The following is a 22359-nucleotide window of genomic DNA, read 5'->3' on the forward strand; positions in this document are numbered from 1 at the left end:
GTTTCGGCGAGGTCGACCTTGACCGTGTCGCCGTCGCGGATCTGGCCGGCCAGGAGGGCCTTGGCGAGCTGGTCGCCGATGGCGGACTGGACCAGGCGGCGCAGCGGGCGGGCGCCGTAGATCGGGTCGTACCCGTGCTCGGCCAGCCAGCCGCGGGCCGTCTCGGTGATCTCCAGGCCCAGCCGGCGGTCGGCGAGCCGCTTCCGCAGGCGGTCGAGCTGGATGTCCACGATGGCGCGCAGATCGGCACCCTGTAGCGCGGCGAAGACCACGATGTCGTCCAGCCGGTTGAGGAACTCCGGCTTGAAGTGCGACCGGACCACCGCGAGGACGCCCTCCCGGCGCTGCTCCTCGGCCAGCGTCAGGTCGCTGATCACCGACGACCCGAGGTTGGAGGTGAGGATCAGGATCGCGTTGCGGAAGTCCACCGTGCGGCCCTGCCCGTCGGTGAGCCGACCGTCGTCGAGCACCTGGAGCAGGATGTCGAAGACGTCCGGGTGGGCCTTCTCCACCTCGTCCAGCAGGATCACCGAGTACGGCCGGCGGCGCACCGCCTCGGTGAGCTGGCCGCCCTCCTCGTAGCCGACGTAGCCGGGCGGGGCGCCCACCAGGCGGGCGACGGAGTGCTTCTCGCCGTACTCGCTCATGTCGATGCGGACCATGGCCCGCTCGTCGTCGAAGAGGAACTCGGCGAGCGCCTTGGCCAGCTCGGTCTTGCCGACACCGGTCGGGCCGAGGAAGAGGAAGCTGCCGGTCGGGCGGTCCGGGTCGGCGACCCCGGCGCGGGCACGGCGGACCGCGTCGGAGACGGCGCCCACCGCCTCGGACTGACCCACCACGCGGTCGCGCAGCGACTCCTCCATCCGGAGCAGCTTGGCCGTCTCGCCCTCCAGCAGCCGGCCGGCGGGGATGCCGGTCCAGGAGGCGACCACGGCGGCGATGTCGTCGGCGCCGACCTCCTCCTTGAGCATCGCGCCGTCGGCCTGGAGCCGGGCCAGCTCCTCCTCGGCCGTCGCCAGGTCGGCCTTCAGCGCGGGGATCCGGCCGTAGCGCAGCTCGGCGGCGCGCTCCAGCTCCCCGTCGCGCTCGGCGCGCTCGGCCTCGCCGCTGAGCCGCTCCAGCTCCTCCTTGGCGGTGGAGAGCTTGGTGATGTGGCTCTTCTCCAGCTGCCAGCGCTCCGACAGCGCGGTGAGCTGCTCACGCTTGTCGGCCAGCTCCTTGCGCAGCCGCTCCAGCCGCTCGGCGGAGGCGGCGTCCGGCTCCTTGGCCAGCGCCATCTCCTCGATCTCCAGCCGGCGCACCGCCCGCTCGATCTCGTCCACCTCGACCGGCCGGGAGTCGATCTCCATCCGGAGCCGGGACGCGGACTCGTCCACCAGGTCGATCGCCTTGTCGGGCAGGAACCGGTCGGTGATGTAGCGGTCGGAGAGGGACGCGGCGGCGACCAGGGCGGCGTCGGTGATCCGTACGCCGTGGTGCACCTCGTAGCGCTCCTTGAGCCCGCGCAGGATGCCGATGGTGTCCTCGATGGTCGGCTCGCCGACCAGCACCGGCTGGAAGCGGCGCTCCAGCGCCGGGTCCTTCTCGATGTGCTCGCGGTACTCGTCCAGCGTGGTCGCGCCGACCATCCGCAGCTCGCCGCGGGCCAGCATCGGCTTGAGCATGTTGCCGGCGTCCATCGAGCCCTCGCCCTTGCCGGCGCCGACCACGGTGTGCAGCTCGTCGAGGAACGTGATGACCTGCCCGTCGGAGTTCTTGATCTCCTCCAGCACGGACTTCAGCCGCTCCTCGAACTGCCCCCGGTACGACGCGCCGGCGACCATCGCGCCCAGGTCGAGCGAGACCAGCTTCTTGTCCCGCAGCGACTCCGGCACGTCGCCGGCCACGATCCGCTGGGCCAGCCCCTCGACGATGGCGGTCTTGCCGACGCCGGGCTCGCCGATCAGCACCGGGTTGTTCTTGGTACGCCGGGACAGCACCTGGATCACCCGGCGGATCTCCGAGTCCCGGCCGATCACCGGGTCGATCTTGCCGTCCCGGGCGCTGGCGGTCAGGTCGACGCCGTACTTGGCCAGCGCCTGGTAGGTCTGCTCCGGGTCGGCGGTGGTCACCCGCCGGTCCCCGCCGCGCACGGTCGGGAAGGCGGCGACCAGGTTCTCCTCGGTGGCGCCGGCGGACTTCAGCGCGCCGGAGACCGCGCCACCCACCCGGGCCAGGCCGGCCAGCAGGTGCTCGGTGGAGGTGTACTCGTCGCCCAGCGGCCGGGCGATCTGCTCGGCGGCGCCGATGGCGTTGACGAACTCGCGGGCCAGGGTCGGCTCGGCGATGCTGGAGCCGCGCGCGGCGGGCAGCGCGTCGACCGCGCGCTGGGCGGCCCGGCGCAGCTCGGCCGGGTCGGCCCCGACGGCGCGCAGCAGGCCGGCAGCGGTCGACCCCTCGGTGTCCAGCAGCGACAGCAGCAGGTGCCAGGGCTCCACGGTGGCGTGGCCGCGCTGGTTCGCCAGCGCGACGGCACCGGTGATGGTCTCGCGGCTCTTGGTGGTGAGGCGTTCCGTGTTCATGGGCTCCCCCGGATCGGCGTGTCCACTGGGAAGGACACAACCAGAGTTGAGCCTATTCCGCTCAACCCTGGCCGTGTGAGCTGAGTCACTCGGCGCGGCGCCAGCGCCAGGCGAACTCGCCGGCCGCCGGCGGCGGACCGGGCAGCGGGGGGTCGGTCACGGCCAGGCCGGCCAGCAGCACCGCCAGGTGGCGGCGGCGTAGCTGCCGGGTCCGCTCCGGATCGGGTACGCGCAGCGCGGCGCAACCCTCCAGCAACAGCCCGACGTCCTGGGGCACCACGTCGGGCCGGAGTCGACCGGTCGCCTGGGCCCGCTCCAGCAGCGCCACGGTCAAGTCGTTGGCGCGCATCGCGTCCCGGCCCATCTCCTCGGTCGGGGTGAAGGTGCCGGCCAGGTGGACGGTGAGCGAGTGCACGTCGGCGTCGACCACGCGCCCCAGAAAGCCGGCGAAGCCCTGCCAGCCGTCCGGCTCCGCGAGCGCCGCCTCGGCCTCGGCCACGTAGCGGCGCAGCCCGTCGTGGCAGAGCCGGCGGAGCAGGTCCTCCTTGCCCGCGTACCGCCGGTAGAGGGCGCTGATGCCGACGCCGGCGCGGTCGGCGACGGCGGCGATCGGTGCCTTCGGGTCGTCGAGGAAGACGGCGCGCGCCGCCTCCAGGATCACCGCGTCGTTGCGGGCGGCCTGCGCGCGGCGGCCGGCCAGCGGCGCGGCGGGGTTTCCGGTCGGGTTCGGCATGGGTGCAGATTAGCAGTGGAACGGATCGTTCCGCTCTGCTATGTTGTAACGGAACGAAGCATTCCGTTCTGAAGGAGCAGAGATGACCGCCACCGACATCCGCCCGTTCCGCGTCGAGGTCCCGCAGGCCGCCCTGGACGACCTGGCCGACCGGCTGCGCCGGACCATCTGGCCCGGTGAGCTGCCCGGCGTCGGCGACGCGTACGGGATGCCCACCGACCGGGTCCGCGGCCTGGCCACCTACTGGCTGGAGACGTTCGACTGGCGGGCGGTCGAGGCCCGGCTGAACGCCCACCCGCAGTTCGTCACCGAGATCGACGGCCAGCGGGTGCACTTCCTGCACGTCCGGTCGTCCCGGCCGGACGCCACCCCGCTGGTGCTCACCCACGGCTGGCCCGGCTCGGTGCTGGAGTACCTGGACGTGATCGCCCCGCTGACCGAGCCCGCCGACCCGGCGGCGCCGGCGTTCCACCTGGTCATCCCGTCGATCCCGGGCTTCGGTTGGTCCGGCCCGACCGGCGAGGCCGGCTGGAACCGCTACCGCACCGCCCGCGCCTGGGCCGAGCTGATGAGCCGGCTGGGGTACGAGCGCTACGGCGCGGTCGGCAACGACGGTGGCTCGCTCATCTCGCCGGAGCTGGGCCGGATCGACCCGGAGCACGTGCTCGGCGTGCACGTCACCCAGCTCTTCTCGTTCCCGTCCGGCGACCCGGCCGAGTTCGCCGACCTCTCCGCGGCCGACCAGGCGGCACTCAAGCACCTCCAGTGGTTCTACGAGAACAAGTTCTCCTTCAACCAGGTGCACAGCCAGCAGCCGCAGACCCTGGCCTTCGCGCTGGCCGACTCGCCGGTCGGGTTGCTCGCCTGGAACGCGCAGCTGTTCGACGAGAGCCTGGACGACGAGTTCGTCGTGGCCAACGTGGCGCTCTACTGGTTCACCGGCACCGCCGCCTCGGCGATCCGGTTCTACTGGGAGGACGCGCACGCCGGTGAGCAGCCCGAAGGCCCGACCACGGTGCCGACCGCGCTGGCCATGTTCCCCGGCGACTTCCAGTCCATCCGGCGCTTCGCCGAGCGCGACCACGCCAACATCGTGCGCTGGACGGCGTACGAGGCGGACGTCGACGGGCGCGGCGATGTCGGCGGCCACTACGCCGCCCACCAGGCGACCGAGGTGCTGGTCGGCGACATCCGCGCCTTCTTCGCCAGCCTGGCCTGACCTGCTCGTGATCCCGTGCCCGCCCCGGCTCCCCGCCGGGGCGGGCACCGCCGCGCTGTGGAGCTGAGTCGGCTACGCCATCACGGCCGACGGCGCTCCCCGGTCGCATCCGGCGCCGGTCAGCGCGGCAGCCGTGACGTGCAGGGCGTCTCGTGGTCGGCCCGCAGCACGCACCGCCGGCCCCCGTCGAGCCGCCGGTCGCAGAACACCCAGTGCCGTACGCCCTGGTTGTCCTCGGTGGAGACGGTGATGCCACCGGGCTCGACGTGGGCGAGGAAGGCCAGCGCACGGCCGGCGGTGCGGCCGAGCATCTTGGCGCGCGCCAGATCGGGCGCGGTCACCGGCAGATGGATCACGTACCGCCCGCTCATCGCGGGCCAGCGCGATCAGTCAACGGTCGTCCTCCTGGCGAGAGTCGTGACGGGCGGGTGCCCGCTCTGCGAGCGGGACGTGCCGTGCGCAGGCGCTGGCACGGCCGGTCGCCGGGGGAGCGGCCGACCGTGCCAGCGGAACGACGAACGCCGTGCTAGGAGCCGGTTGCCTACCAGGACTTCCGCCAACCGCGTCCGCGAAGTCAACATACAATGCAAAGCATGCAAAGACAATGAGTGACCGAGCCTGGCACGGTAGGTGTTGGCTGACGCGTCAGGAGCGTGGGAAGATCTTGGGGCCTACCAGGAGTTGCCGCCCATGCCCCGAGTATCCGACCGTCAGCGCATCGCCCAGGACATCCGCGACAAGATCAGCTCAGGCGAATACGCGCCGGGCGACAAGTTGCCGTCGCTGCGCGAGATGATCGCCCAATACGGAGTCTCGGCCGAGCCGGTCCGCTCCGCCCTGCTGATCCTGCAAGCGGAGGGGCTGATCGAAGGCCACCAGGGCAAGGGCACCTACGTAACCCCTCGCCCCACCCCACCCGAACATTCGTAGATCTTGGTCGTAAAGTGCCCCTGGAGGGGCCATTTCGTACCAAGATCCGCTGCGGCGGGTGAGCGGTAGCCTTGTCGATGTGCGAGTACGTGTCGAACAGACCGCCCTCCCGGGCATCGGGGTCCGTCACGATCTGTTGACGGAGTCCGGGCGCCGGCTCGGTGTGGTCTCCCACCGCAATGGCCGTCGTGACCTCGTCCTCTACGACCCGGACGATCCCGATTCATGTCAGCACGACATCCCGCTGACCGACGACGAGGCGGAGGCGCTCGCCGACATCCTCGGTGCGTCGCTGATGCTCGGCCAGCTCTCCGGGCTGCGTGAGCAGGCCGCCGGGCTGCTCACCGAGCAGATCGCCATTCCGGCCGGTTCGAAGTACGTGAACCGGAAGCTGGCCGACACCCAGACGCGTACCCGCACCGGTGCCTCGATCGTGGCCGTGCTGCGCCACGGTGAGGTCATCGTCTCGCCGGAACCGTCCTTCCGCTTCGCCGCCGGCGACGTGGTGGTCGTGGTCGGGACCCGCAAGGGCCTCGACGGGGTGACCGCCATCCTCGCCGACAGTGACCCGGACGGCTGAGGCGCGGATGCACGAGACCACAACACTGCTCGTCGAGGTCGGCGCGCTGCTCTTCCTGCTGGGCCTGCTCGGCCGGCTGAGCCGCCGGATCGGCCTCTCGCCAATCCCCCTGTACCTGCTCGCCGGGCTCGCCTTCGGGCACGGCGGCCTGCTACCGCTCAACGCCAGCGAGGAGTTCTTCGCCGTCGGCGCCGAGATCGGCGTCATCCTGCTGCTGGTGATGCTCGGCCTGGAGTACTCGGCCAACGAACTGGTCGGCAACCTGCGGTCCGCGGCCCCGGCCGGCCTGATCGACGGCCTGCTCAACGCGCTGCCCGGCGCGGCGTTCGCGCTGCTGCTCGGCTGGGACTGGGTGGCCGCGCTGGTGCTCGCCGGCATCACCTGGGTCTCCTCGTCCGGCGTGATCGCGAAGGTCCTCGGTGACCTCGGCCGGCTGGGTAACCGGGAGACCCCGGTGATCCTGTCGGTCCTGGTGATCGAGGACCTCGCCATGGCCCTCTACCTGCCGCTGGTCACCGCCGTGCTGGCCGGCACCGGCCTGCTGGGCGGCGGCATCGCGCTCGCCATCGCGGTGGGCACGGTCCTGCTGGTGCTGGTGGTCGCCATCCGGTACGGCAACGCCATCTCCACCTTCATGTCGGCCAAGGACCCCGAGGCGCTGCTGCTCGGCGTGCTCGGCATGACGCTGCTGGTCGCCGGTGTGGCGGCCAAGCTCCAGGTCTCGGCGGCGGTCGGCGCGTTCCTGGTCGGCATCGCGCTCTCCGGGCCGGTGGCGCACCACGCGACCGAGCTGCTCACCCCGCTGCGGGACCTCTTCGCCGCGGTGTTCTTCGTCTTCTTCGGCCTGGTCACCGACCCGCGGGACATCCCGCCGGTGCTGCTGCCGGCGCTCGGGCTGGCCATCGTCACCATGGCGACGAAGACGCTCACCGGCTACCTGGCCGCGCGCCGGGTCGGCATCGCCGAACCCGGTCGGTGGCGGGCCGGCCTGGCCCTGGTGCCGCGTGGTGAGTTCTCCATCGTCATCGCGGGGCTCGCGGTGGCCGCCGGCAGCGTCGAGCCGAAGCTGGCGGCGCTGGCCACGGCGTACGTCCTGATCACGGTGGTGACCGGACCGATGCTGGCCCGACTGCCCGACCTCGCCTGGTTCAAGCGCTGGGTGCGTCAGCGCGGCGCGGCGCAGCGGGCCCAGCCGGCGCCCGTGCCGGACTGACCTGCGCATCAGCCCGGACGGCCGGGTCGACCGTACGGTCGGCCCGGCCGGTCCAACGGTTGTGGAATTGCTGCCGCCAGGGTCTACCGCCGGTCACCGATGGCGCGTTACCGTGTCGCCCCAGCAGCCAGGTTCGCGGGGGCGAGAGCGGAAGGTTGGCCGGTGAGCGTGCAGGAGTCGACGTTCCACGGGTTCGCCAACCCGGTCGACCCGTCCCCGGCGGAGTTGCGGGCGTGGGCCTACCATCCCGACTCCGTTCCGTTGTCCTCCATGCCGCCCGACTGGGACCTGCTGGTCTCCGGCGACCGGCTGGTGACGACGCTGTTCGACCTGGCGATGGATCCGAGCTGCCCGGCCCGGCGGTTCGCGCTGCACTGCCTCTACATCTACGCCGCCGACGGCATCCGGACGAACTTCCGGGCCCACCCCAAGCGGCGCTTCCGGAAGCTGGTCGAGCAGGCCGAGCGGGACGGCGACGAGCTGATGCGCACCTGGGCACACAACAGCCGGGTGCTGCTGGCCCGACCGGATCTCTTCGCCTACCGCGACTGGTGCGAGGGCGGCCTGGTCCGGGAGAACCGCCGCATCGGCTGAGGCGCCACCGGCCGGCGGCGATCGACTCCGATGCGGGATGACGCGCCAACCGCGCCGCCGACACCCCGCTTCGCCGCACACCCAGTGGATCTTTAGCTCCGGCCCGCCCGCACGTTTTGGACGGCGAACGGGCCGGGACCCCCCGTGGGTCCCGGCCCGCACGTCGGCGTACCGGAAGTCAGGGAACCGGCCCGCCCTGCTCGCGGCGACGGGTGTCGGTCCGCCCCTTGTCGACGCCGTGGTCGACCTGGTCGGCGAACCGGCCGTCGAGGATCTCGTCGAACTTCTCCCGGACCGTCTCGGCCACCTTGTCGAGTCGCTGCTCCGCCTGCTCCGCCACCTTCTTCGCTGGCTCCGCCACCTGCTCCCCCTCGCCGGGTCGGTAGGTTAGGTCCGGATTAAGCGGATAGGACCTATTGGCACCCTAACCGAGCCGGCCCGGCCCGCGCCGGGAATCCGGCGAGCGGACCGGGCCGGCACAGCGGTCTCCGGGTCAGCGGTGGTCAGCGTTCGGGCCCCCGGCGGGGTCGCCAGACCACCAGGGCGGTGGTGGTGCGGTTGGTGGGCACGAGGTCCCGGCCCGGAAAGCGGGCCAGCGACTCCAGCTCGGCGATCCGGCGGTACGCGGCGTCGAGCTCCGCCTCCAGCTGGGCCACCCGCTGTTGGGCCTGCTCCAGCAGCCGTTCCAGGCCGATGATCCGCTTGACCCCGGCCAGGTTGATCCCGTCGTCCTGACTGAGCCGCTGCACCTCGCGCAGCAGCACCACGTCCCGGACGCTGTACCGGCGCCCGCCGCCGGCCGCCCGACCGGCCTGCACCAGGCCCAACCGGTCGTACTGGCGCAGCGTCTGCGGGTGCATCCCCGCCATCCGCGCGGCCACCGAGATCATCAGCACCTTGGCCTCGTAGGCAGGGTCGTCCGAGCCGACGAACTCGCCCGACATGCCACTCACCTCCGCGTGCACTCCACCACCGGCTAACTGAACCGACGCACCCGCGCGTCGAGATGTTCCCGAGCGGCCGGCGGGGTCTGCGCGGCGAAGGTTTCCAGCGCCGCCCGCGCCTCGTCGGACACTCCGGCGGGCACCACCACGTCGAGCGTCACCAGCAGGTCACCGGCCCGCCCGTCGCGGCGTACCACGCCCTTGCCCCGCGCCCGCAGGATCCGGCCGCTCGGCGTGCCCGGCGGCACCCGCAGGGTCACCGCGCCGTCGAGCGTGGGTACCCGCAGATCGGTGCCGAGCACCGCCTCCGCGAACGTGATCGGCACGGTCAGCGTGAGGTCGTCGCCGGTACGCCCGAACAGCTCGTCCGGACGCACCTTCACGTGGACGAACAGGTCACCGGCCGGCCCGCCGCGCTCGCCGGGCTCACCCCGCCCGGCCAGCCGGATCCGCTGCCCGTCGGCCACCCCGGCGGGGAACCGGACGTTGAGCGTCCGGGTCTTGGTGACCCCGCCGGTGCCCTGGCACTCCGGGCACTTCTCCTCCACGATCGTGCCCACGCCCTGGCAGTTGCGGCACGGCTCGGAGAAGCTGAACGACCCCTGGTTGCGGGTGGTCACGCCGGCGCCCTGGCACACCGGGCAGGTGCGCGGCTGGGTGCCGGGCTTGGCCCCGCTGCCGTGGCAGGTGTCGCAGACCCCGGGCGCGCGCAGCGTCAGCGGGAGCGTCACCCCGCGTACCGCGTCGCCGAAGTCGAGCGCCACCTCGGCCTCGACGTCCCGCCCCCGGGCCGGCCCGCGGGGCGCCGCCCCGCCTCCGCCGCCCGAGAAGATCGAACTGAACAGGTCCTGGAAGCCGGCGCCGCCGAAGCGCCGGTCGCCCCCGCCGGCCGCGCCCCCGAACAGGTCGGAGACGTCGAAAGGCATCCCGCCCGGCTGGCCGGCGCCACGCGCACTGCGCCGGAACGCGCCCGAGCCGAACAGCGAGCGCATCTCGTCGTACTCGCGGCGCTTGGCCTCGTCGCCGAGCACCGCGTACGCCTCGGAGACGGCCTTGAACCGCTCCTCCGCCTTCGGGTCACCCGGGTTGTGGTCCGGGTGCGACTCCCGGGCCAGCTTCCGGTAGGCCTTCTTGATCTCGTCTGCGGAGGCGGCCTTCGCCACGCCCAGTTCGGCGTAGTAGTCCTTCTCGATCCAGTCCTTGGAACTCACCGGTCCACCCCCTCCCGGCCCACATGGCCCGGACGCCCCGCCCGTCGTACGCCGGCGGGCGGGGCGGTCCGGTCACTCACTCGCATCTATTCCGGGTCGGCGACCCCGACCAGCGCCGGCCGCAGCAGCCGCTCGCCGATCTGGTAGCCGCGTCGCATGATCTGCACACAGGTCGGCTCGGTGACGTCGGCCGAGGTCTGGTGCGCCACCGCCTCGTGCCGGGTCGGGTCGAACGGGTCGCCCTGCTCGCCGAACGCGGTCAGCCCGAACTTGCCGAGCGCCGTGGTGAGCTGCTCGGCCACCGAGCCGAACGGCCCGACCAGGTCGCCGTGCTCGCGGGCGCGGTCCAGGTCGTCGAGGATCGGCAGCAGCGCGGCGAGCACCGCCCCGGTGGCCTGCTCGGTGACCAGGCCCCGGTCGCGGTCCACCCGCTTGCGGTAGTTGGCGTACTCCGCCGTCACCCGCTGCAGGTCCCGGGTCCGCTCGTCCAGCTCGGCGCGGAGCGCCTCCAGCTCGGCCGCGAGCGGCGTGCCGGTGCCGGTGCCGCCCTCCGCCGGCTCGGCCGGCGCGTCCACCACCGGCGGACCGCCCGGCGCCGAGCCCTCGGCGGGCGTGGCCTCGACCTCGATCTCGTCGACGACGACCTCGGCGTCCTCGACCAGCCCCTCGGCCGGGACGTCCGTCCCGGCGTCGGCGGCGGCCGCGTCCGGCTCGACCGTCTCGCTGATCTTGCGGTTGTTGCGGATGACGACCCGCGGCTTCTCGCCAGCTGCCTGCTCGGCCTGCTCGGCGGGCGCCGAGCCACCCGGCGCCGACCCGGTGGCGCCCGGGTCGGCGGCTCGTGGCTTCTCCGTCATACGGCTACCTCATCCCTGTGCGTGGAGTTCGGGTGGCGAGGCCGAAGGTCACTTCTTGTCCTCGTCCACGATCTCCGCGTCGACCACGTCGTCGTCGCCACCGGCCTGCGCGCCACCGGTCGCCCCGGCGCCGGCGCCGGCACCCGCGGCACCCGGCTGCTGCTGCTCGGCCTGCTGGGCGTAGAGCAGCGAACCGGCCTGCTGGGAGACCTGGGCCAGCTTCTCGTGCGCCGACTTGATCTTCTCGATGTCGCTGCCGCCGAGCGCGCCGCGCAGCTCGCCGAGGGCCTCGTTGAGCTGGTCCTTGTTCTCGGCGGGGAGCTTGTCGCCGTTCTCCGCCAGGAACTTCTCGGTCTGCCACTGGAGCGCCTCGGCCACGTTGCGGGTCTCGGCCTCCTCGCGGCGGCGCTTGTCCTCCTCGGCGTGCTCCTCGGCGTCCCGGCGCATCCGCTCGATGTCGTCCTTCGGCAGCGAGGAGCCGCCGGTGATCGTCATCTTCTGCTCCTTGCCGGTGCCGAGGTCCTTGGCGTGCACGTTGACGATGCCGTTGGCGTCGATGTCGAAGGTGACCTCGATCTGCGGCACGCCGCGCGGCGCCGGCGGGAGGCCGGTCAGCTCGAAGGTGCCGAGCTTCTTGTTGTAGGCGGCGATCTCGCGCTCACCCTGGAAGACCTGGATCAGCACCGACGGCTGGTTGTCGTCCGCCGTGGTGAAGACCTCGGAGCGCTTGGTCGGGATGGTGGTGTTGCGCTCGATCAGCTTGGTGAAGATGCCGCCCTTGGTCTCGATGCCCAGGCTCAGCGGGGTCACGTCGAGCAGCAGGACGTCCTTCACCTCGCCCTTGAGCACACCGGCCTGCAGGGCGGCGCCGACGGCGACGACCTCGTCCGGGTTGACGCCCTTGTTGGGCTCCTTGCCGGTGAGCTGCTTGACCAGGTCGGTCACGGCCGGCATCCGGGTCGAACCACCGACCAGGATGACGTGGTCGACGTCGGAGACCTTGATCCCGGCGTCCTTCACGGCCTGCTCGAACGGACCCTTGCAGCGGTCCAGCAGGTCCTGCGTCATCCGCTGGAACTCGGCGCGGCTGAGCGTCACGTCCAGGTGCAGCGGGCCGGCCGCGCCGGCGGTGATGTACGGCAGGTTGATGTTGGTGGTGGTGGCGGCGGACAGCTCGATCTTGGCCTTCTCGGCCGCCTCACGGAGCCGCTGCAGGGCCATCTTGTCCTGCGCCAGGTCGATGCCGTGCTCGCCACGGAAGGTCTTCACCAGGTGGTCGATGATCCGCTGGTCCCAGTCGTCGCCACCGAGGTGGTTGTCACCGCTGGTCGACTTGACCTCGATGACGCCCTCGGCCAGCTCCAGCAGCGACACGTCGAAGGTGCCGCCACCGAGGTCGAAGACCAGGACGGTCTGCTCCTTGGAGCCCTTGTCCAGCCCGTACGCCAGGGCGGCCGCGGTCGGCTCGTTGACGATCCGCAGCACGTTGAAGCCGGCGATCTCACCGGCCTCCTTGGTGGCCTGGCGCTGGCCGTCGTTGAAGTAGGCCGGGACGGTGATCACCGCGTCGGTGATCTGCTCGCCCAGGTACGCCTCCGCGTCCCGCTTGAGCTTCATCAGCGTCCGGGCCGAGATCTCCTGCGGGGTGTACTTCTTGCCGTCGATGTCGACGGACCAGTTGGTGCCGATCTCCCGCTTGACCGACCGGATGGTCCGGTCCGGGTTGGTCACCGCCTGGCGCTTGGCGACCTCACCGACGAGCACCTCGCCGTTGCGGGCGAACGCGACGATCGACGGGGTCGTCCGCGAGCCCTCCGCGTTGGCGATGACGGTGGGCTCACCGCCCTCCAGGACGCTGACGCAGGAGTTCGTCGTGCCGAGGTCGATACCGACCGCACGTGCCATCTTCGCTTCCTCGCTTCGTTACGTTGAGCAGGTGACGGGCACCGCCCGCTGAACTGTCCGGCGGGTGCCCGCTGCCGGACCCCACCACAAGTTGAGTGAACTTGACTCAATAGTGCCACGCGGTCCGCGATCGTCAAGTCGAGGTTGAGTCTGGCTGACGCAAGTCCGACACAGCTACTCATCAGTTGTCTTCCCTTGCATCGGTCGGGCACGCTTTAGCGGTGACGACGCACGGCGATTCCGCCACCCAGTCCGGCGCGCCCGCCGTCGCAGCCCGCACCGGCGGAACGGACGCCGGGGAGGACCCGCCCGCCACCACCGGGGAGGACACCCTGCCCGCGGCGCTCGCCGGCCTGCGGGCCGCGATCGGGGCGGCCCGGTTCCCGCTCGTCCTGCCCTCGGCCGAGCCGGCCCGGCGTACCGGCGCCGCCCTCACCGACCAGCTCGACGACTACCTCATCCCCCGCCTCGCCCGGCTGGACGCGCCGCTGCTGGTGGTGGTCGGCGGGTCCACCGGCGCGGGCAAGTCGACACTGGTCAACAGCCTGGTGCAGGCCCGGGTGAGCGCCGCCGGCGTGCTCCGGCCGACCACCCGCTCGCCGGTGCTGGTCTGCAGCCCGGCCGACGCCGCCTGGTTCCGCCAGGGCGAGCTGCTGCCCGGCCTCACCCGCACCAACGAACCGAGTGCGGATCCGCGCACCCTGCACCTGGTCACCGCCCCGGCGCTGCCGGCCGGGCTGGCCTTCCTCGACGCGCCCGACATCGACTCGGTGGTCGACGTCAACCGGGCCCTGGCCGGCCAACTGCTGGCCGCCGCCGACCTCTGGCTCTTCGTCACCACCGCCGCCCGCTACGCCGACGCGGTTCCCTGGGAGCTGCTGCGCAGCGCCCGCTCCCGGGGCGCGGTGATCGCCATGGTGCTCGACCGGGTCCCCCCGGAGGCGGCCGACGAGATCGCCGCCCACCTGTCCGAGATGCTGGCCGCGCAGGATCTCGGCGCGGCGCCGCTCTTCGTGCTGCCGGAGACCTGGGTCGACGGGCAGGGGCTGCTGCCCGACCGGGTCACCGCGCCGCTGGCCGGCTGGTTCGCCCGGCTGGCCGCCGACGCGGACGCCCGGGCCGCCGTGGTCCGGCAGACCCTGGACGGGGCGCTCGCCTCGCTGCACCCCACCGTCGAGGGGCTCGCCGAGGCCGCCGAGGAGCAGGTGGCCGCCGCGGACGCGCTCGACGAGCGGGTCCGGGCCGCGTACCGGGGGGCGCACCGGACGGTCGAGCAGGGGCTGCGCGACGGTCGGCTGCTCCGCGGCGAGGTGCTCGCCCGCTGGCAGGAGTTCGTCGGCACCGGCGAGTTCTTCCGCACCCTGGAGGCGCGGATCGGCCGGCTGCGCGACCGGGTGGTGGCCGCGGTGACCGGCCGGCCCGCCCCGGCCGCCGAGCTGCGGACCGCCATCGAGTCGCAGCTGGTCACCCTGCTGCGCGGGGTAGCCGCCGAGGCGGCCGAGAACGCGTACACCGGGTGGAAGGCGCACCCGGCGGGGTCGGCGCTGCTCGAACCGCCGCTCGCCCACCCCTCCGACGACCTGCCCGAGCGCGCCGAGCGGATGGTCCGCGACTGGCAGCGCGCGGTGCTGGAGCTGGTCCGGGCCGAGGGCGGCGACAAGCGGTTCGTGGCCCGCACGGCGGCGTACGCGGTGAACGCCACCGGGCTGGCGGTGATGATCGCGGTGTTCGCCTCGACCGCGTTCATCCCGACCGGGCTGGAGGTGGCCACCGGCGCCGGCACCACCGTCGCCGCGCAGGCAGTGCTCCAGGCGATCTTCGGCGACCAGGCCGTGCGTACGCTCGCCAACAAGGCCCGGACCGACCTGCTGGACCGGGTGCGGGCGCTGCTGGACGACGAGGCCGCCCGCTACCTCACCCGTACCGAGCAGGCCCGGCCGGCCGCGGACACCGCCGCCGAGCTGCGCCGGGCCGCCCGCCGGGTGGAGGTCGCCCGGCACCGCAGCGGCTTCGCCGAGGCCACCGGCGCCGCCCTCCCGACCGAGGAGGAGCGGTGAACAACATCGTCGGGCGGATGCGCGAGGCGTTCCGCGGCGACCAGCGGGTGGACGCGGACGACCTGATCGCCCGGCTGGAGGCGATCGAGCGGTTCCTCGGCCTGGTCGACGGGCACCTGCCGGACGCCCGGCTGGTCGCCGCGCACACCCTGGTCGAGCGGGCCGGCACCCGGCTGTCACTCTCCCGCGACCACACAGTGGTGGCCCTCGCCGGGGCCACCGGCAGCGGCAAGTCCAGCCTGTTCAACGGGCTGGCCCGGCTGGAGCTGTCACCGGTCGGGGTACGCCGGCCCACCACCGGCGTCACGCACGCCTGCGCGTGGGGGCCGCTGGACGGCGGCAGCCGGCTGCTCGACTGGATCGGCGTGCTGCCCCGGCACCGGTTCGTCCGGGAGAGCGCGCTGGACGGTGCCGACGAGTCGGCCCTGCACGGGCTGATCCTGCTCGACCTGCCCGACTTCGACTCCGTGCAGCACGCCCACCGGCTGGAGGTGGACCGGCTGCTCGGCCTGGTCGACCTGGTGGTCTGGGTGGTCGACCCGCAGAAGTACGCGGACCGGGTGATCCACACCAGCTACCTGCGCGAGTTCCACCGGCACAGGGACGTGACCCTGGTCGTGCTCAACCAGGCCGACCGGCTACCCCCGGCCGAACTGCCCCGGGTGCTGACCGACCTGCGCCGGCTGCTCGACGCCGACCAGCTCGCCGGCGTACCGCTGCTGGCCACCACGGCCACCGAGCAGGCCGGCATCGCCGGGCTGCGGGAGGCGCTGGAACGCACCGTGGCCGAACGGCAGGCGGCGCTGCGCCGGCTGGCCGGCGACGTGGACGGCGTGGTCGCCGGGCTGGCCGAACTGGTCGGCCGGGACCAACCGTCCGCGGGCCCGGACGCCGCCGTGGTCCGCGAGCTGAACCGGGCGCTGGCCGGCGCGGCCGGGGTGCCGGCGGTGGCCGAGGCGGTCGAGTTGGCGTACCGGCACCGGGCCGGCGCGGCCACCGGCTGGCCGGTGGTGCGGGGCTGGCGGCGGCTGCGCCCCGACCCGCTGCGCCGCCTGCACCTGGCCGGCGGCGCCGCCGGCGACGATCCGGCGGAGAGCCTGGTGGCCGCCACCTCGGTGCCCGACCCGACCGCCGCGCAGCGGTCCGCGCTCGGGCTGGCGATCCGGTCGGTGGCCGACGGGACCGGGGCCGACCTCCCGGGTGCCTGGCAGACGGCGGTGACCGCCGCCGCGCGGTCCCGCCTCGCCGACCTGCCGGACGCGCTGGACCGGGCGGTGGCCGGCACCGACCTGGGCATGGACCGGCGGCCGGTCTGGTGGCGGCTGGTGGGCGGGCTGCAGTGGCTGCTCACCCTGGCCGCGCTGGTCGGCCTGGGCTGGCTCGCGCTGGGCTACGCGCTGCGCGCGCTCGGCCTGCCCGCGCTGGACAACCCCACCGTCGGGGTGGTGCCGCTGCCGACCCTGCTGCTGCTCGGCGGGCTGCTGGCCGGGCTGCTGGTGGCCGCGCTGACCCGGCCGGTCGTCCGGCTGGCCGCCCGGCGCGCCCGGGGCCGGGCCGAGCAACGGCTCACCGCCGCGGTGGCGACGGTCGGCGAGACGTACGTCCTCGCGCCGGTACGGGTCGTGCTCGGCTCGTACGCCAAGGCGCGGGAGGCGCTCCGGTCGGCCACGCGCGACTGACCCGGGCAGCCCGGCGCGCGGCCCACCCGGGGGCCCGGCGCGGGTGACCGGGTGCCCGGCGTGCGGGCGAATCGCTCGGCTCGCTACCGCTGACCGGAACGGCGCGGCGGCGTAGGGTCGATACATGGCCACGCCCCAGACCCCCTACGACGCGGTGCTCCAGGCCGCACGCGACGTGACCAGGCTGGACACCGCCCTCGACGCCGAGATGCTCGGTGCCGCGCTGCTCGGCAGCGTCTACGCGGTCGCCGAGACCGACCGCAGCGCCGCGGTGCGGGACTTCGTGGCCGGCTTCCTGGCCGCCACCTCCCGCCGCCGCACGGCCGCCGCCACCACCATCCGCTCCGTCTTCGCCGCCCTGGTGCCCGACGCCGAGGGCGCCGCCCGGGTCCGCCCCGGCGCCACCGCGCCGGCCTGGTCGGGCCAGCTCGGCAAGGTGCACCTCACCGGCAGCTGGGCCTACGGCGACGTGTACGGCGACCAGACCTCCTACCTCGCCACCTTCGCCTACGACGACGCGGCCGGCGGCCCGGAGCACGCCCTGGTGGCCCTGGTCGACCACAACATCGGGATCACCAAGGACGTCTTCGTCGGCGGGCCGGCCGAACGGATCCTGGAGCAGGTCCGGCAGATGTGCGCCGGCGACGAGCTGACCTGGTTCCGGGAGGAGGATCCGGCCCGGATGCACGGCGAGGTGAGCCGGCACCTGGCGATCACCGACGACCTCGGTGAGCTGCCGGGTGAGGGCTCGCTGGCCACCGACCGGGCGCTGGTCGGCGCGCGGCTGGCGCTGCTGCCGCACGGCGCGGTCCCGCCGGCCGACCCGGACGCCGTCGAGCCGCTCTCCGCCGCCGAGCGTACGGAGCTGGTGCGGCGGTTCCTCGCCTCGCCCGAGGCGGCCCGGTTCGGCCTGGACAGCGTCGAGGGCCCGGAACTGGCGTCCCTGCACTTCTGCCTGAGCCTGCTGCTGGACCACGCGGCGAGCTTCCCGGACGCCGACCCGCTGCGCTGGAGTCCCGCGGTGGCCGGGCTGTTCCTGCTGGACTGGGTGCACCGGCGGGCCGTGCTCGACATGGACGACGCCGCGATGCTGCCCCGGGTGCTGCGCGCCTGGGCCGGCTACGCCGCCCGCCAGCGCGGGCTGCCCGAGCCGGCCGCGGCGCAGACCGACACCGCGATCGAGGAGATGGTGCCGGAGTTCGCCCGGCTCTACACCACCGGCGAGCGGCGCAGCCCGGCCACCGCCGCGGTCGCCCAGCTCATGGCCGACGGAGTCGACCCCGACGACCCCGCCGCCCTGAACGCCTGGATCGAAGCCAACCGCCACCGCCTAGCCGACGACGGCGCCTAACCCCCCCACCCCCCGTGAACCCCGTTGATCATGAGGTTGGCGGCGGTCGACGAGATCGACACCGCCGCCAACCTCATGATCAACAGGCGGAGGTCACGGGTTGACCAGGGTGAGGTGGGTGGGGGCGATCGAGACGGTGAGGCGCTGGCCCCAGTCGAGGGTGAGGCGGTCGGATTCCAGGCCGTCGGCGAAGGCCACCAGGCCGTCGGACTCGGCCACCAGGTCCAGCCGGTCGCCCGCGGCCAGCCGGCCGGCGGTGAGGCCGACGCCGGTGACCGGGGACGGCCACGCCTCCCGGACGAACCAGCCGAGCGCGGCCTCCTCCGGGGCGGGCGGCGGCGGCGCACCCGGACGGTCGCGCGCGATCGACGCGCACCAGCCGGTCGCCCCCGTACCGCTGCCGACCACCACCCCGGAGGAGGAGTGCCGCTCCCGCCGGGTCCGCCCGCTCTCGCAGACCGAGAGCAGGTAGCGGGCGGACTGGTGGGAGGTGTGCCCGACGTACACCTCGTTGAGGCCGACCAGTTCCTGGCCGTCGTCGAGGGCGGCCCGGACCATGGTCCGGGCGGCGGTCGGGGCCGCGCCCGCCACCACCGCCGGCAGCAGGGCGGCGAGCGACCCGGCGCGGTGCCGGACCAGCACCCCGGCGTTGCGCCCCGGTTCGGGGTCGACGCCGATCACCGGCTGCCCGGACAGGTACTTGGCGACGTTGGCCACCAGGCCGTCCGGCCCCACCGCCACCACCACGTCCTCTGGGGCGAAGAGGAACCGGGGCAGGTCGTCGCGGTCCACCGCGCCGCGCCGCCAGTCCGCCGGCACGGCCGCCCCGACGGTGGTCAGCGCGGCCTGGAGCGCCTCGTGCCGGTCCACCACCTCGGCCAGGTCCCGGCCGCGTTCCCGCAGGTACCAGGCGGCCGCGGCCCGGGTGCCGTGCCGGGCCAGCAGTTCGTCCAGCTCGCTGCGCCGGCTGACCACGACGACCCGGGGCGCGAGGGTGCCGGCCCCGGCGCCGCCGCCCGCCCGGCCGCTCACCGGAGCGACCCCGGGCGGCACGCCGGGCCCGGCCCGATCTCCGCCGCGCGGCGGCTCGTCCCGCCGCTCATCGGGCCGGGACCAGCCGGGCCAGCAGGTCGGAGACCAGGTCGGGGGTGACCGTGAGCTGCCCGATCTGCGGCAGCTGCCCGGCCAGCTCCCGGACCGTCAGGGCCCGCAGCACCTCCGGCGGCAGTTCGGCGTACGCGGCCAGCTTCGCCGCCTCCGCCTCGGCCTCGGCGTGCCCGAGCACGCGCACCCCGTCGGCCCGGGCGGCGGCCAGCATCCGCTCCTTCTCCGCCTCGGCGCCGGCGAGCACCCGGGCCCGCTCGGCGGCCGCCGCGTTGGCGACCTTCTCCCGCTCGGCCTTGCCCTGGGCGGCGGCGAGTTCGGCGGCGGCGTCCAGCTCTACCCGGCGCCGGGAGTTCGCGCCGTGCTGCTCGACCAGTTGCTGCTCCCGCCGGGCCAGCTCGATCTTGTTCTGGAGTTCGTTCTCGGCGATCGAGCGCTCCTGCTCGACCGCCTGGGCGCGCCGGGCGTAGGTGGCCCGGTCGGCCTCGACCTGCACCGCCTCCCGGGTCGGCGTCTGCAACGCGCGCTCCAGCTCGGGCTCGGGGCGGATGGCCACCACCCGGGCGCTGACCACCGCCACGCCGACGTCGGCGAGCCGGGGCTCGGCCGCCAGGGCCGCCGAGACCGCCTCGCGGACCGGCGCGATGGTGGTGAGCGCCTCGGCCAGCGGCACCCGGGCGAGCAGGTCGAGGGCGGGCTGCTGGGCCAGCTCGGCGAGGAGCGTGGCCACCTGGTCGAGCGGGCGGGACCGGGCCCGGCCGGTACGCGGGTCGACCGAGAAGTCGAGCCGGGCCGCGGCCAGCGCCGGGTCGGCCACCCGGTAGGTCACCGTGGCCTGCACGGTGATGTCGGCGAAGTCGCCGGTGCGGGCGTGGAAGAGCAGCGGCAGCTCCCGGTCGTCCACCGGCACCTCGCTGAGCACCGCCCGCAGCGGCCGGTACCAGAAGGAGAGCCCGGTGCCCTCCCGGCGGACCCGCCCGCCGACCTGCCACCGGACCCAGCTGGTCGGCGTTCCGCGCAGGTGGCGCAGGAAGAAGCGCCTCGTCACATCGGCCATCGTCTCCACCTCGTTTCTTTTTCGTCGTCACGACGATAAACGCTCTGCTAGATTCTCGTCAAGGTGGTGATAAAGATGGCCGAGTACCCGCCCTTCGCGGTGACCGTCGACCTGGTGGTGCTGACCGTCCGGGCCGACGAGCTGAACGTCCTGCTGGTCCGGCGCGGCATCGAGCCGTACCGGGGGCGCTGGGCGCTGCCCGGCGGCTTCGTCCAGATCGACGAGGACCTACCGGCCGCCGCCGTCCGCGAGCTGACCGAGGAGACCGGTCTCGCCGAGCCGGCCGGGCACCTCGAGCAGCTCGGCACGTACGGCCGGCCGGACCGCGACCCGCGCGGCCGGGTGGTCACGGTGGCCTGGCTGGCCCTGCTGCCCGATCTCGGCAGCCCGGTGGCCGGCACGGACGCCGCCTCGGCGGACTGGCTGCCGGTCGCCCGGCTGACCCCCGGGCAGCTCGCCTTCGACCACGACCGGATCCTCGCCGACGGGGTGGAGCGGGCCCGGGCGAAGCTCGAGTACACCCCGCTGGCCGCGGCGTTCTGCCCGCCCGAGTTCACCGTGGCGCAACTGCGGGCGGTCTACGAGACGGTCTGGGGCACCCGGCTGGACCCGCGCAACTTCCACCGCAAGGTGACCGGCACGCCGGGGTTCGTGGAGCCGGTGGGCCGCGCCACCGAGGGCGAGCGGGGCCGGCCGGCCCAGCTGTTCCGGCGCGGTACGGCCACCCTGCTGCACCCGCCGATGCTGCGCCCGTCCTGACCGGGGGTGCGCTACCGCCGTGGCCGTGCTCGGCGCGCCTGTCCGGACCGGACGGGCGGCGACCCGGGCGGCCCCGGATCGCGCCAGCTCAGCGAAGGGTGGCGAAGACGACGCCCGCGATCAGCCCGCCGAGCCCGCCGCCGGCCAGCACCTGGGCCACCGTGTGATCGCCCAGCCGCACCCGGGACCAGCCGACCAGGGCGAGCAGCGGCGCGGTGACCAGCAGCCGGACGCCGAACGTCAACACCAGCACCACCACCGTGCCGGCGGCCACCGCCGCGTGGATGGACAGCTTCCACCAGTGGCTCACCCCCACGGCGACCACCAGACCGAGCACGCCGGCGGCGGTCAGCGCCAGCACCGGGCGGGGCGCGCCGAGCGCGGCGAGCAGGACCAGCCCGGCGGCCACCGAGCAGAGGCCGAAGAGCAACGGGATCCGCCGCTGCTCGCGGACGCCCACGTGGTGGTCGGTGAGCCGGCCCCGGCGCACCCCGCCGAGGATGTACGCGAACGGGATGCCGGTGACGAAGAGCGTGGCGAGCAGCCCCCAGGCCAGGCCGCGCGGGTCGCCCTGACTGCTGTGCCAGCCGATCGTCACGGTCAGCACGGTGACCAGCACCGCGGGCGCGGTCACCTCGGTGACGATCCGGGCCAGCCGGAATCCCGGACCGGAGCGGGTGGCGTCGGCCGGTGGGACCTCGCGATTCACCTGGCGGGAGCCGGCACCGCGCCCGTCACCGGGGTCGGCGAGGTCCGCGGCGCGGGGACCGGAGCGGCCGGCCCGGTGGCCGGCGGGCCGGTACGCGGCGACGGGGTGCGCTCCGCACCCGGGGCCGGCGTACCGGCGGCCGGACGGGGCGCCGGCACCGGCGACCCGGTCGACGTCGGGCTGGTACCGCCGGCGTTGGCCGGCGTGCCGGTCGGGGTGGCCGCCTCGGAGGCGGGAGTGGTGCCGCCGGGTGACGGGGTCGCTCCGTCCGGCGACGCGGGCGGGCCGCCCGTCGGGCTGGGCGAGCCGGTGCCGCTGGGGCTGGTCTCCGCCGAGGGCGACGGCGACGACGACGGGGACGGCGACGGCGAGGTGCCGCCGGTCGGCGACGGCGACGGTGAGGGCGCCGGCCGGGGCGGCGGGGCCGTCGTACCGGCGGTGGGCCGCGGCCGGCCGGGTGGCGGAGTCCGGGCCGGTGCGGGGTCGGCCGCGAACCCGGCCGGACCGCCGGGTCGGCGCGCGGCCGGCCGCCACGGGGCGGTGGCCGCCGGGCCGACGGACGGCGTGGCGGACGGGGTGACCGCCGGCTGGCTGGTCACCGGCAGCGGGATCACCACCGGGCCGACCGACGGGGTCGGGATGAACGGGGTGCTGGTGTCCGGCAGCGCGGTGCTGCCGACGGTGGCCGACCCGGTGCTGATCGCGGCCAGGATCGGCATCGACGCGGTGCCGGCCAGCAGGGCCACGGTGAACAGGTAGCCCCGCGAGGGGGCCACCGAGCCCGGCGCGCGGTGCGCGCCGACCACCCGGCGGTAGCCGCCGGCCGCACGGTGCCGGCCGAGCAGTGGAGCGCCTGGTCCCTCAGCTGGGTCGGACACCGCACACTCCTCGTCGTC

At 74.2% G+C, this 22359-nt stretch carries 21 protein-coding genes; 10 read left to right on the plus strand and 11 right to left on the minus strand.

The annotated features are described in order from the left end of the window. Both clpB and Q3W71_RS27285 read right to left on the minus strand, forming a co-directional pair. Window positions 1–2561, minus strand: a 2561-nt coding sequence (gene clpB / locus Q3W71_RS27280; RefSeq protein WP_302922345.1) for an ATP-dependent chaperone ClpB, incomplete at its 3' end; no start/stop codon positions are given. Window positions 2562–2646: 85 nt separating this feature from the next. Further along, a complete protein-coding gene (locus Q3W71_RS27285; RefSeq protein ID WP_302922346.1) occupies window positions 2647–3294 on the minus strand; it encodes a TetR/AcrR family transcriptional regulator in 648 nt (215 codons plus the stop codon). Between the two features lie 82 nt (window positions 3295–3376). On the opposite strand from Q3W71_RS27285, the gene Q3W71_RS27290 reads away from it, so the two are divergent. Beyond that, entirely contained in the window at window positions 3377–4513 is a 1137-nt protein-coding gene (locus Q3W71_RS27290) for an epoxide hydrolase family protein (protein WP_302922347.1), read from the plus strand. 119 nt (window positions 4514–4632) lie between these two features. Here the strand turns inward: Q3W71_RS27290 and Q3W71_RS27295 are convergent, their stop codons facing one another. After that, entirely contained in the window at window positions 4633–4884 is a 252-nt protein-coding gene (locus tag Q3W71_RS27295; RefSeq protein WP_302922348.1) for a hypothetical protein, read from the minus strand. A 259-nt stretch (window positions 4885–5143) separates the two neighbouring features. Here Q3W71_RS27295 and Q3W71_RS27300 point away from each other — a divergent pair, with 259 nt between their 5' ends. The 4 genes from Q3W71_RS27300 (at window position 5144) to Q3W71_RS27315 (ending at window position 7830) form a co-directional block, all read left to right on the plus strand. Continuing rightward, on the plus strand, window positions 5144–5443 hold the full coding sequence (locus tag Q3W71_RS27300; RefSeq protein WP_368051239.1) for a winged helix-turn-helix domain-containing protein: 300 nt from the start codon (window positions 5144–5146) through the stop codon (window positions 5441–5443). Between the two features lie 79 nt (window positions 5444–5522). Further along, entirely contained in the window at window positions 5523–6023 is a 501-nt protein-coding gene (locus Q3W71_RS27305) for a cation:proton antiporter regulatory subunit (RefSeq protein ID WP_088996827.1), read from the plus strand. A gap of 7 nt (window positions 6024–6030) precedes the next feature. After that, window positions 6031–7236, plus strand: coding sequence for a cation:proton antiporter (locus Q3W71_RS27310; protein ID WP_302922562.1), 1206 nt, complete (start codon window positions 6031–6033; stop codon window positions 7234–7236). Window positions 7237–7398: 162 nt separating this feature from the next. After that, window positions 7399–7830, plus strand: coding sequence for a hypothetical protein (locus tag Q3W71_RS27315; protein ID WP_302922349.1), 432 nt, complete (start codon window positions 7399–7401; stop codon window positions 7828–7830). 178 nt (window positions 7831–8008) lie between these two features. On the opposite strand, the gene Q3W71_RS27320 is transcribed toward Q3W71_RS27315, so the two are convergent. The 5 genes from Q3W71_RS27320 to dnaK form a co-directional block, all read right to left on the minus strand. Further along, window positions 8009–8191 carry a hypothetical protein gene (locus Q3W71_RS27320; RefSeq protein WP_302922350.1) on the minus strand — a complete coding sequence of 61 codons (183 nt, stop codon included), beginning with the start codon at window positions 8189–8191 and terminating at the stop codon, window positions 8009–8011. Between the two features lie 142 nt (window positions 8192–8333). Continuing rightward, a complete protein-coding gene (locus Q3W71_RS27325) occupies window positions 8334–8774 on the minus strand; it encodes a MerR family transcriptional regulator (RefSeq protein WP_109899609.1) in 441 nt (146 codons plus the stop codon). A gap of 32 nt (window positions 8775–8806) precedes the next feature. Then, complete coding sequence (dnaJ, locus tag Q3W71_RS27330) at window positions 8807–9985, minus strand: molecular chaperone DnaJ (protein WP_302922351.1); 1179 nt, start codon at window positions 9983–9985, stop codon at window positions 8807–8809. Between the two features lie 86 nt (window positions 9986–10071). After that, a complete protein-coding gene (gene grpE / locus Q3W71_RS27335) occupies window positions 10072–10842 on the minus strand; it encodes a nucleotide exchange factor GrpE (RefSeq protein WP_302922352.1) in 771 nt (256 codons plus the stop codon). Between the two features lie 48 nt (window positions 10843–10890). Continuing rightward, window positions 10891–12747, minus strand: a complete 1857-nt coding sequence (gene dnaK, locus Q3W71_RS27340) for a molecular chaperone DnaK (protein ID WP_302922353.1) — start codon at window positions 12745–12747, stop codon at window positions 10891–10893. A gap of 221 nt (window positions 12748–12968) precedes the next feature. Between dnaK and Q3W71_RS27345 the strand changes: the two genes are divergently transcribed. The 3 genes from Q3W71_RS27345 to Q3W71_RS27355 all read left to right on the plus strand — a co-directional run bounded on the left by Q3W71_RS27345 (window position 12969) and on the right by Q3W71_RS27355 (window position 17834). Continuing rightward, entirely contained in the window at window positions 12969–14804 is a 1836-nt protein-coding gene (locus tag Q3W71_RS27345) for an ABC transporter (RefSeq protein WP_302922354.1), read from the plus strand. 17 nt (window positions 14805–14821) lie between these two features. Beyond that, entirely contained in the window at window positions 14822–16483 is a 1662-nt protein-coding gene (locus Q3W71_RS27350; protein WP_302922563.1) for a GTPase, read from the plus strand. Between the two features lie 124 nt (window positions 16484–16607). Then, window positions 16608–17834 (plus strand): hypothetical protein, encoded by a 1227-nt coding sequence (locus tag Q3W71_RS27355; protein WP_302922355.1) that lies wholly within the window; start codon window positions 16608–16610, stop codon window positions 17832–17834. 93 nt (window positions 17835–17927) lie between these two features. Here Q3W71_RS27355 and Q3W71_RS27360 read toward each other — a convergent pair whose 3' ends face one another. Together Q3W71_RS27360 and Q3W71_RS27365 are read right to left on the minus strand one after the other, a co-directional pair. After that, window positions 17928–18866 (minus strand): hypothetical protein, encoded by a 939-nt coding sequence (locus Q3W71_RS27360; protein ID WP_302922356.1) that lies wholly within the window; start codon window positions 18864–18866, stop codon window positions 17928–17930. Window positions 18867–18933: 67 nt separating this feature from the next. Continuing rightward, window positions 18934–19995: an SPFH domain-containing protein gene (locus Q3W71_RS27365; protein ID WP_302922357.1), complete on the minus strand. Its 1062-nt coding sequence runs from the start codon at window positions 19993–19995 to the stop codon at window positions 18934–18936. A gap of 75 nt (window positions 19996–20070) precedes the next feature. Here Q3W71_RS27365 and Q3W71_RS27370 point away from each other — a divergent pair, with 75 nt between their 5' ends. Next, a complete protein-coding gene (locus Q3W71_RS27370; protein ID WP_302922358.1) occupies window positions 20071–20754 on the plus strand; it encodes an NUDIX domain-containing protein in 684 nt (227 codons plus the stop codon). 88 nt (window positions 20755–20842) lie between these two features. On the opposite strand, the gene Q3W71_RS27375 is transcribed toward Q3W71_RS27370, so the two are convergent. Then, window positions 20843–21463, minus strand: a complete 621-nt coding sequence (locus Q3W71_RS27375) for a phosphatase PAP2 family protein (protein ID WP_302922359.1) — start codon at window positions 21461–21463, stop codon at window positions 20843–20845. A 105-nt stretch (window positions 21464–21568) separates the two neighbouring features. On the opposite strand from Q3W71_RS27375, the gene Q3W71_RS27380 reads away from it, so the two are divergent. Continuing rightward, window positions 21569–22222: a hypothetical protein gene (locus tag Q3W71_RS27380; RefSeq protein ID WP_302922360.1), complete on the plus strand. Its 654-nt coding sequence runs from the start codon at window positions 21569–21571 to the stop codon at window positions 22220–22222. Window positions 22223–22359: the final 137 nt, after the last annotated feature.

Origin of the sequence: Micromonospora sp. C28SCA-DRY-2, assembly GCF_030519475.1 — a bacterium.
Lineage (GTDB): Bacteria > Actinomycetota > Actinomycetes > Mycobacteriales > Micromonosporaceae > Micromonospora.

Excerpts from the sequence above, each read along its gene's own strand:
- Q3W71_RS27285 (WP_302922346.1), bottom strand. The coding sequence starts at position 3,294 with ATGCCGAACCCGACCGGAAACCCCGCCGCGCCGCTGGCCGGCCGCCGC.
- Q3W71_RS27325 (WP_109899609.1), bottom strand. The coding sequence starts at position 8,774 with ATGTCGGGCGAGTTCGTCGGCTCGGACGACCCTGCCTACGAGGCCAAG.
- Q3W71_RS27310 (WP_302922562.1), top strand. The coding sequence starts at position 6,031 with ATGCACGAGACCACAACACTGCTCGTCGAGGTCGGCGCGCTGCTCTTC.
- grpE (WP_302922352.1), bottom strand. The coding sequence starts at position 10,842 with ATGACGGAGAAGCCACGAGCCGCCGACCCGGGCGCCACCGGGTCGGCG.
- Q3W71_RS27370 (WP_302922358.1), top strand. The coding sequence starts at position 20,071 with ATGGCCGAGTACCCGCCCTTCGCGGTGACCGTCGACCTGGTGGTGCTG.
- Q3W71_RS27365 (WP_302922357.1), bottom strand. The coding sequence starts at position 19,995 with ATGGCCGATGTGACGAGGCGCTTCTTCCTGCGCCACCTGCGCGGAACG.
- Q3W71_RS27290 (WP_302922347.1), top strand. The coding sequence starts at position 3,377 with ATGACCGCCACCGACATCCGCCCGTTCCGCGTCGAGGTCCCGCAGGCC.
- Q3W71_RS27350 (WP_302922563.1), top strand. The coding sequence starts at position 14,822 with ATGCGCGAGGCGTTCCGCGGCGACCAGCGGGTGGACGCGGACGACCTG.
- dnaK (WP_302922353.1), bottom strand. The coding sequence starts at position 12,747 with ATGGCACGTGCGGTCGGTATCGACCTCGGCACGACGAACTCCTGCGTC.
- Q3W71_RS27295 (WP_302922348.1), bottom strand. The coding sequence starts at position 4,884 with ATGAGCGGGCGGTACGTGATCCATCTGCCGGTGACCGCGCCCGATCTG.
- Q3W71_RS27355 (WP_302922355.1), top strand. The coding sequence starts at position 16,608 with ATGGCCACGCCCCAGACCCCCTACGACGCGGTGCTCCAGGCCGCACGC.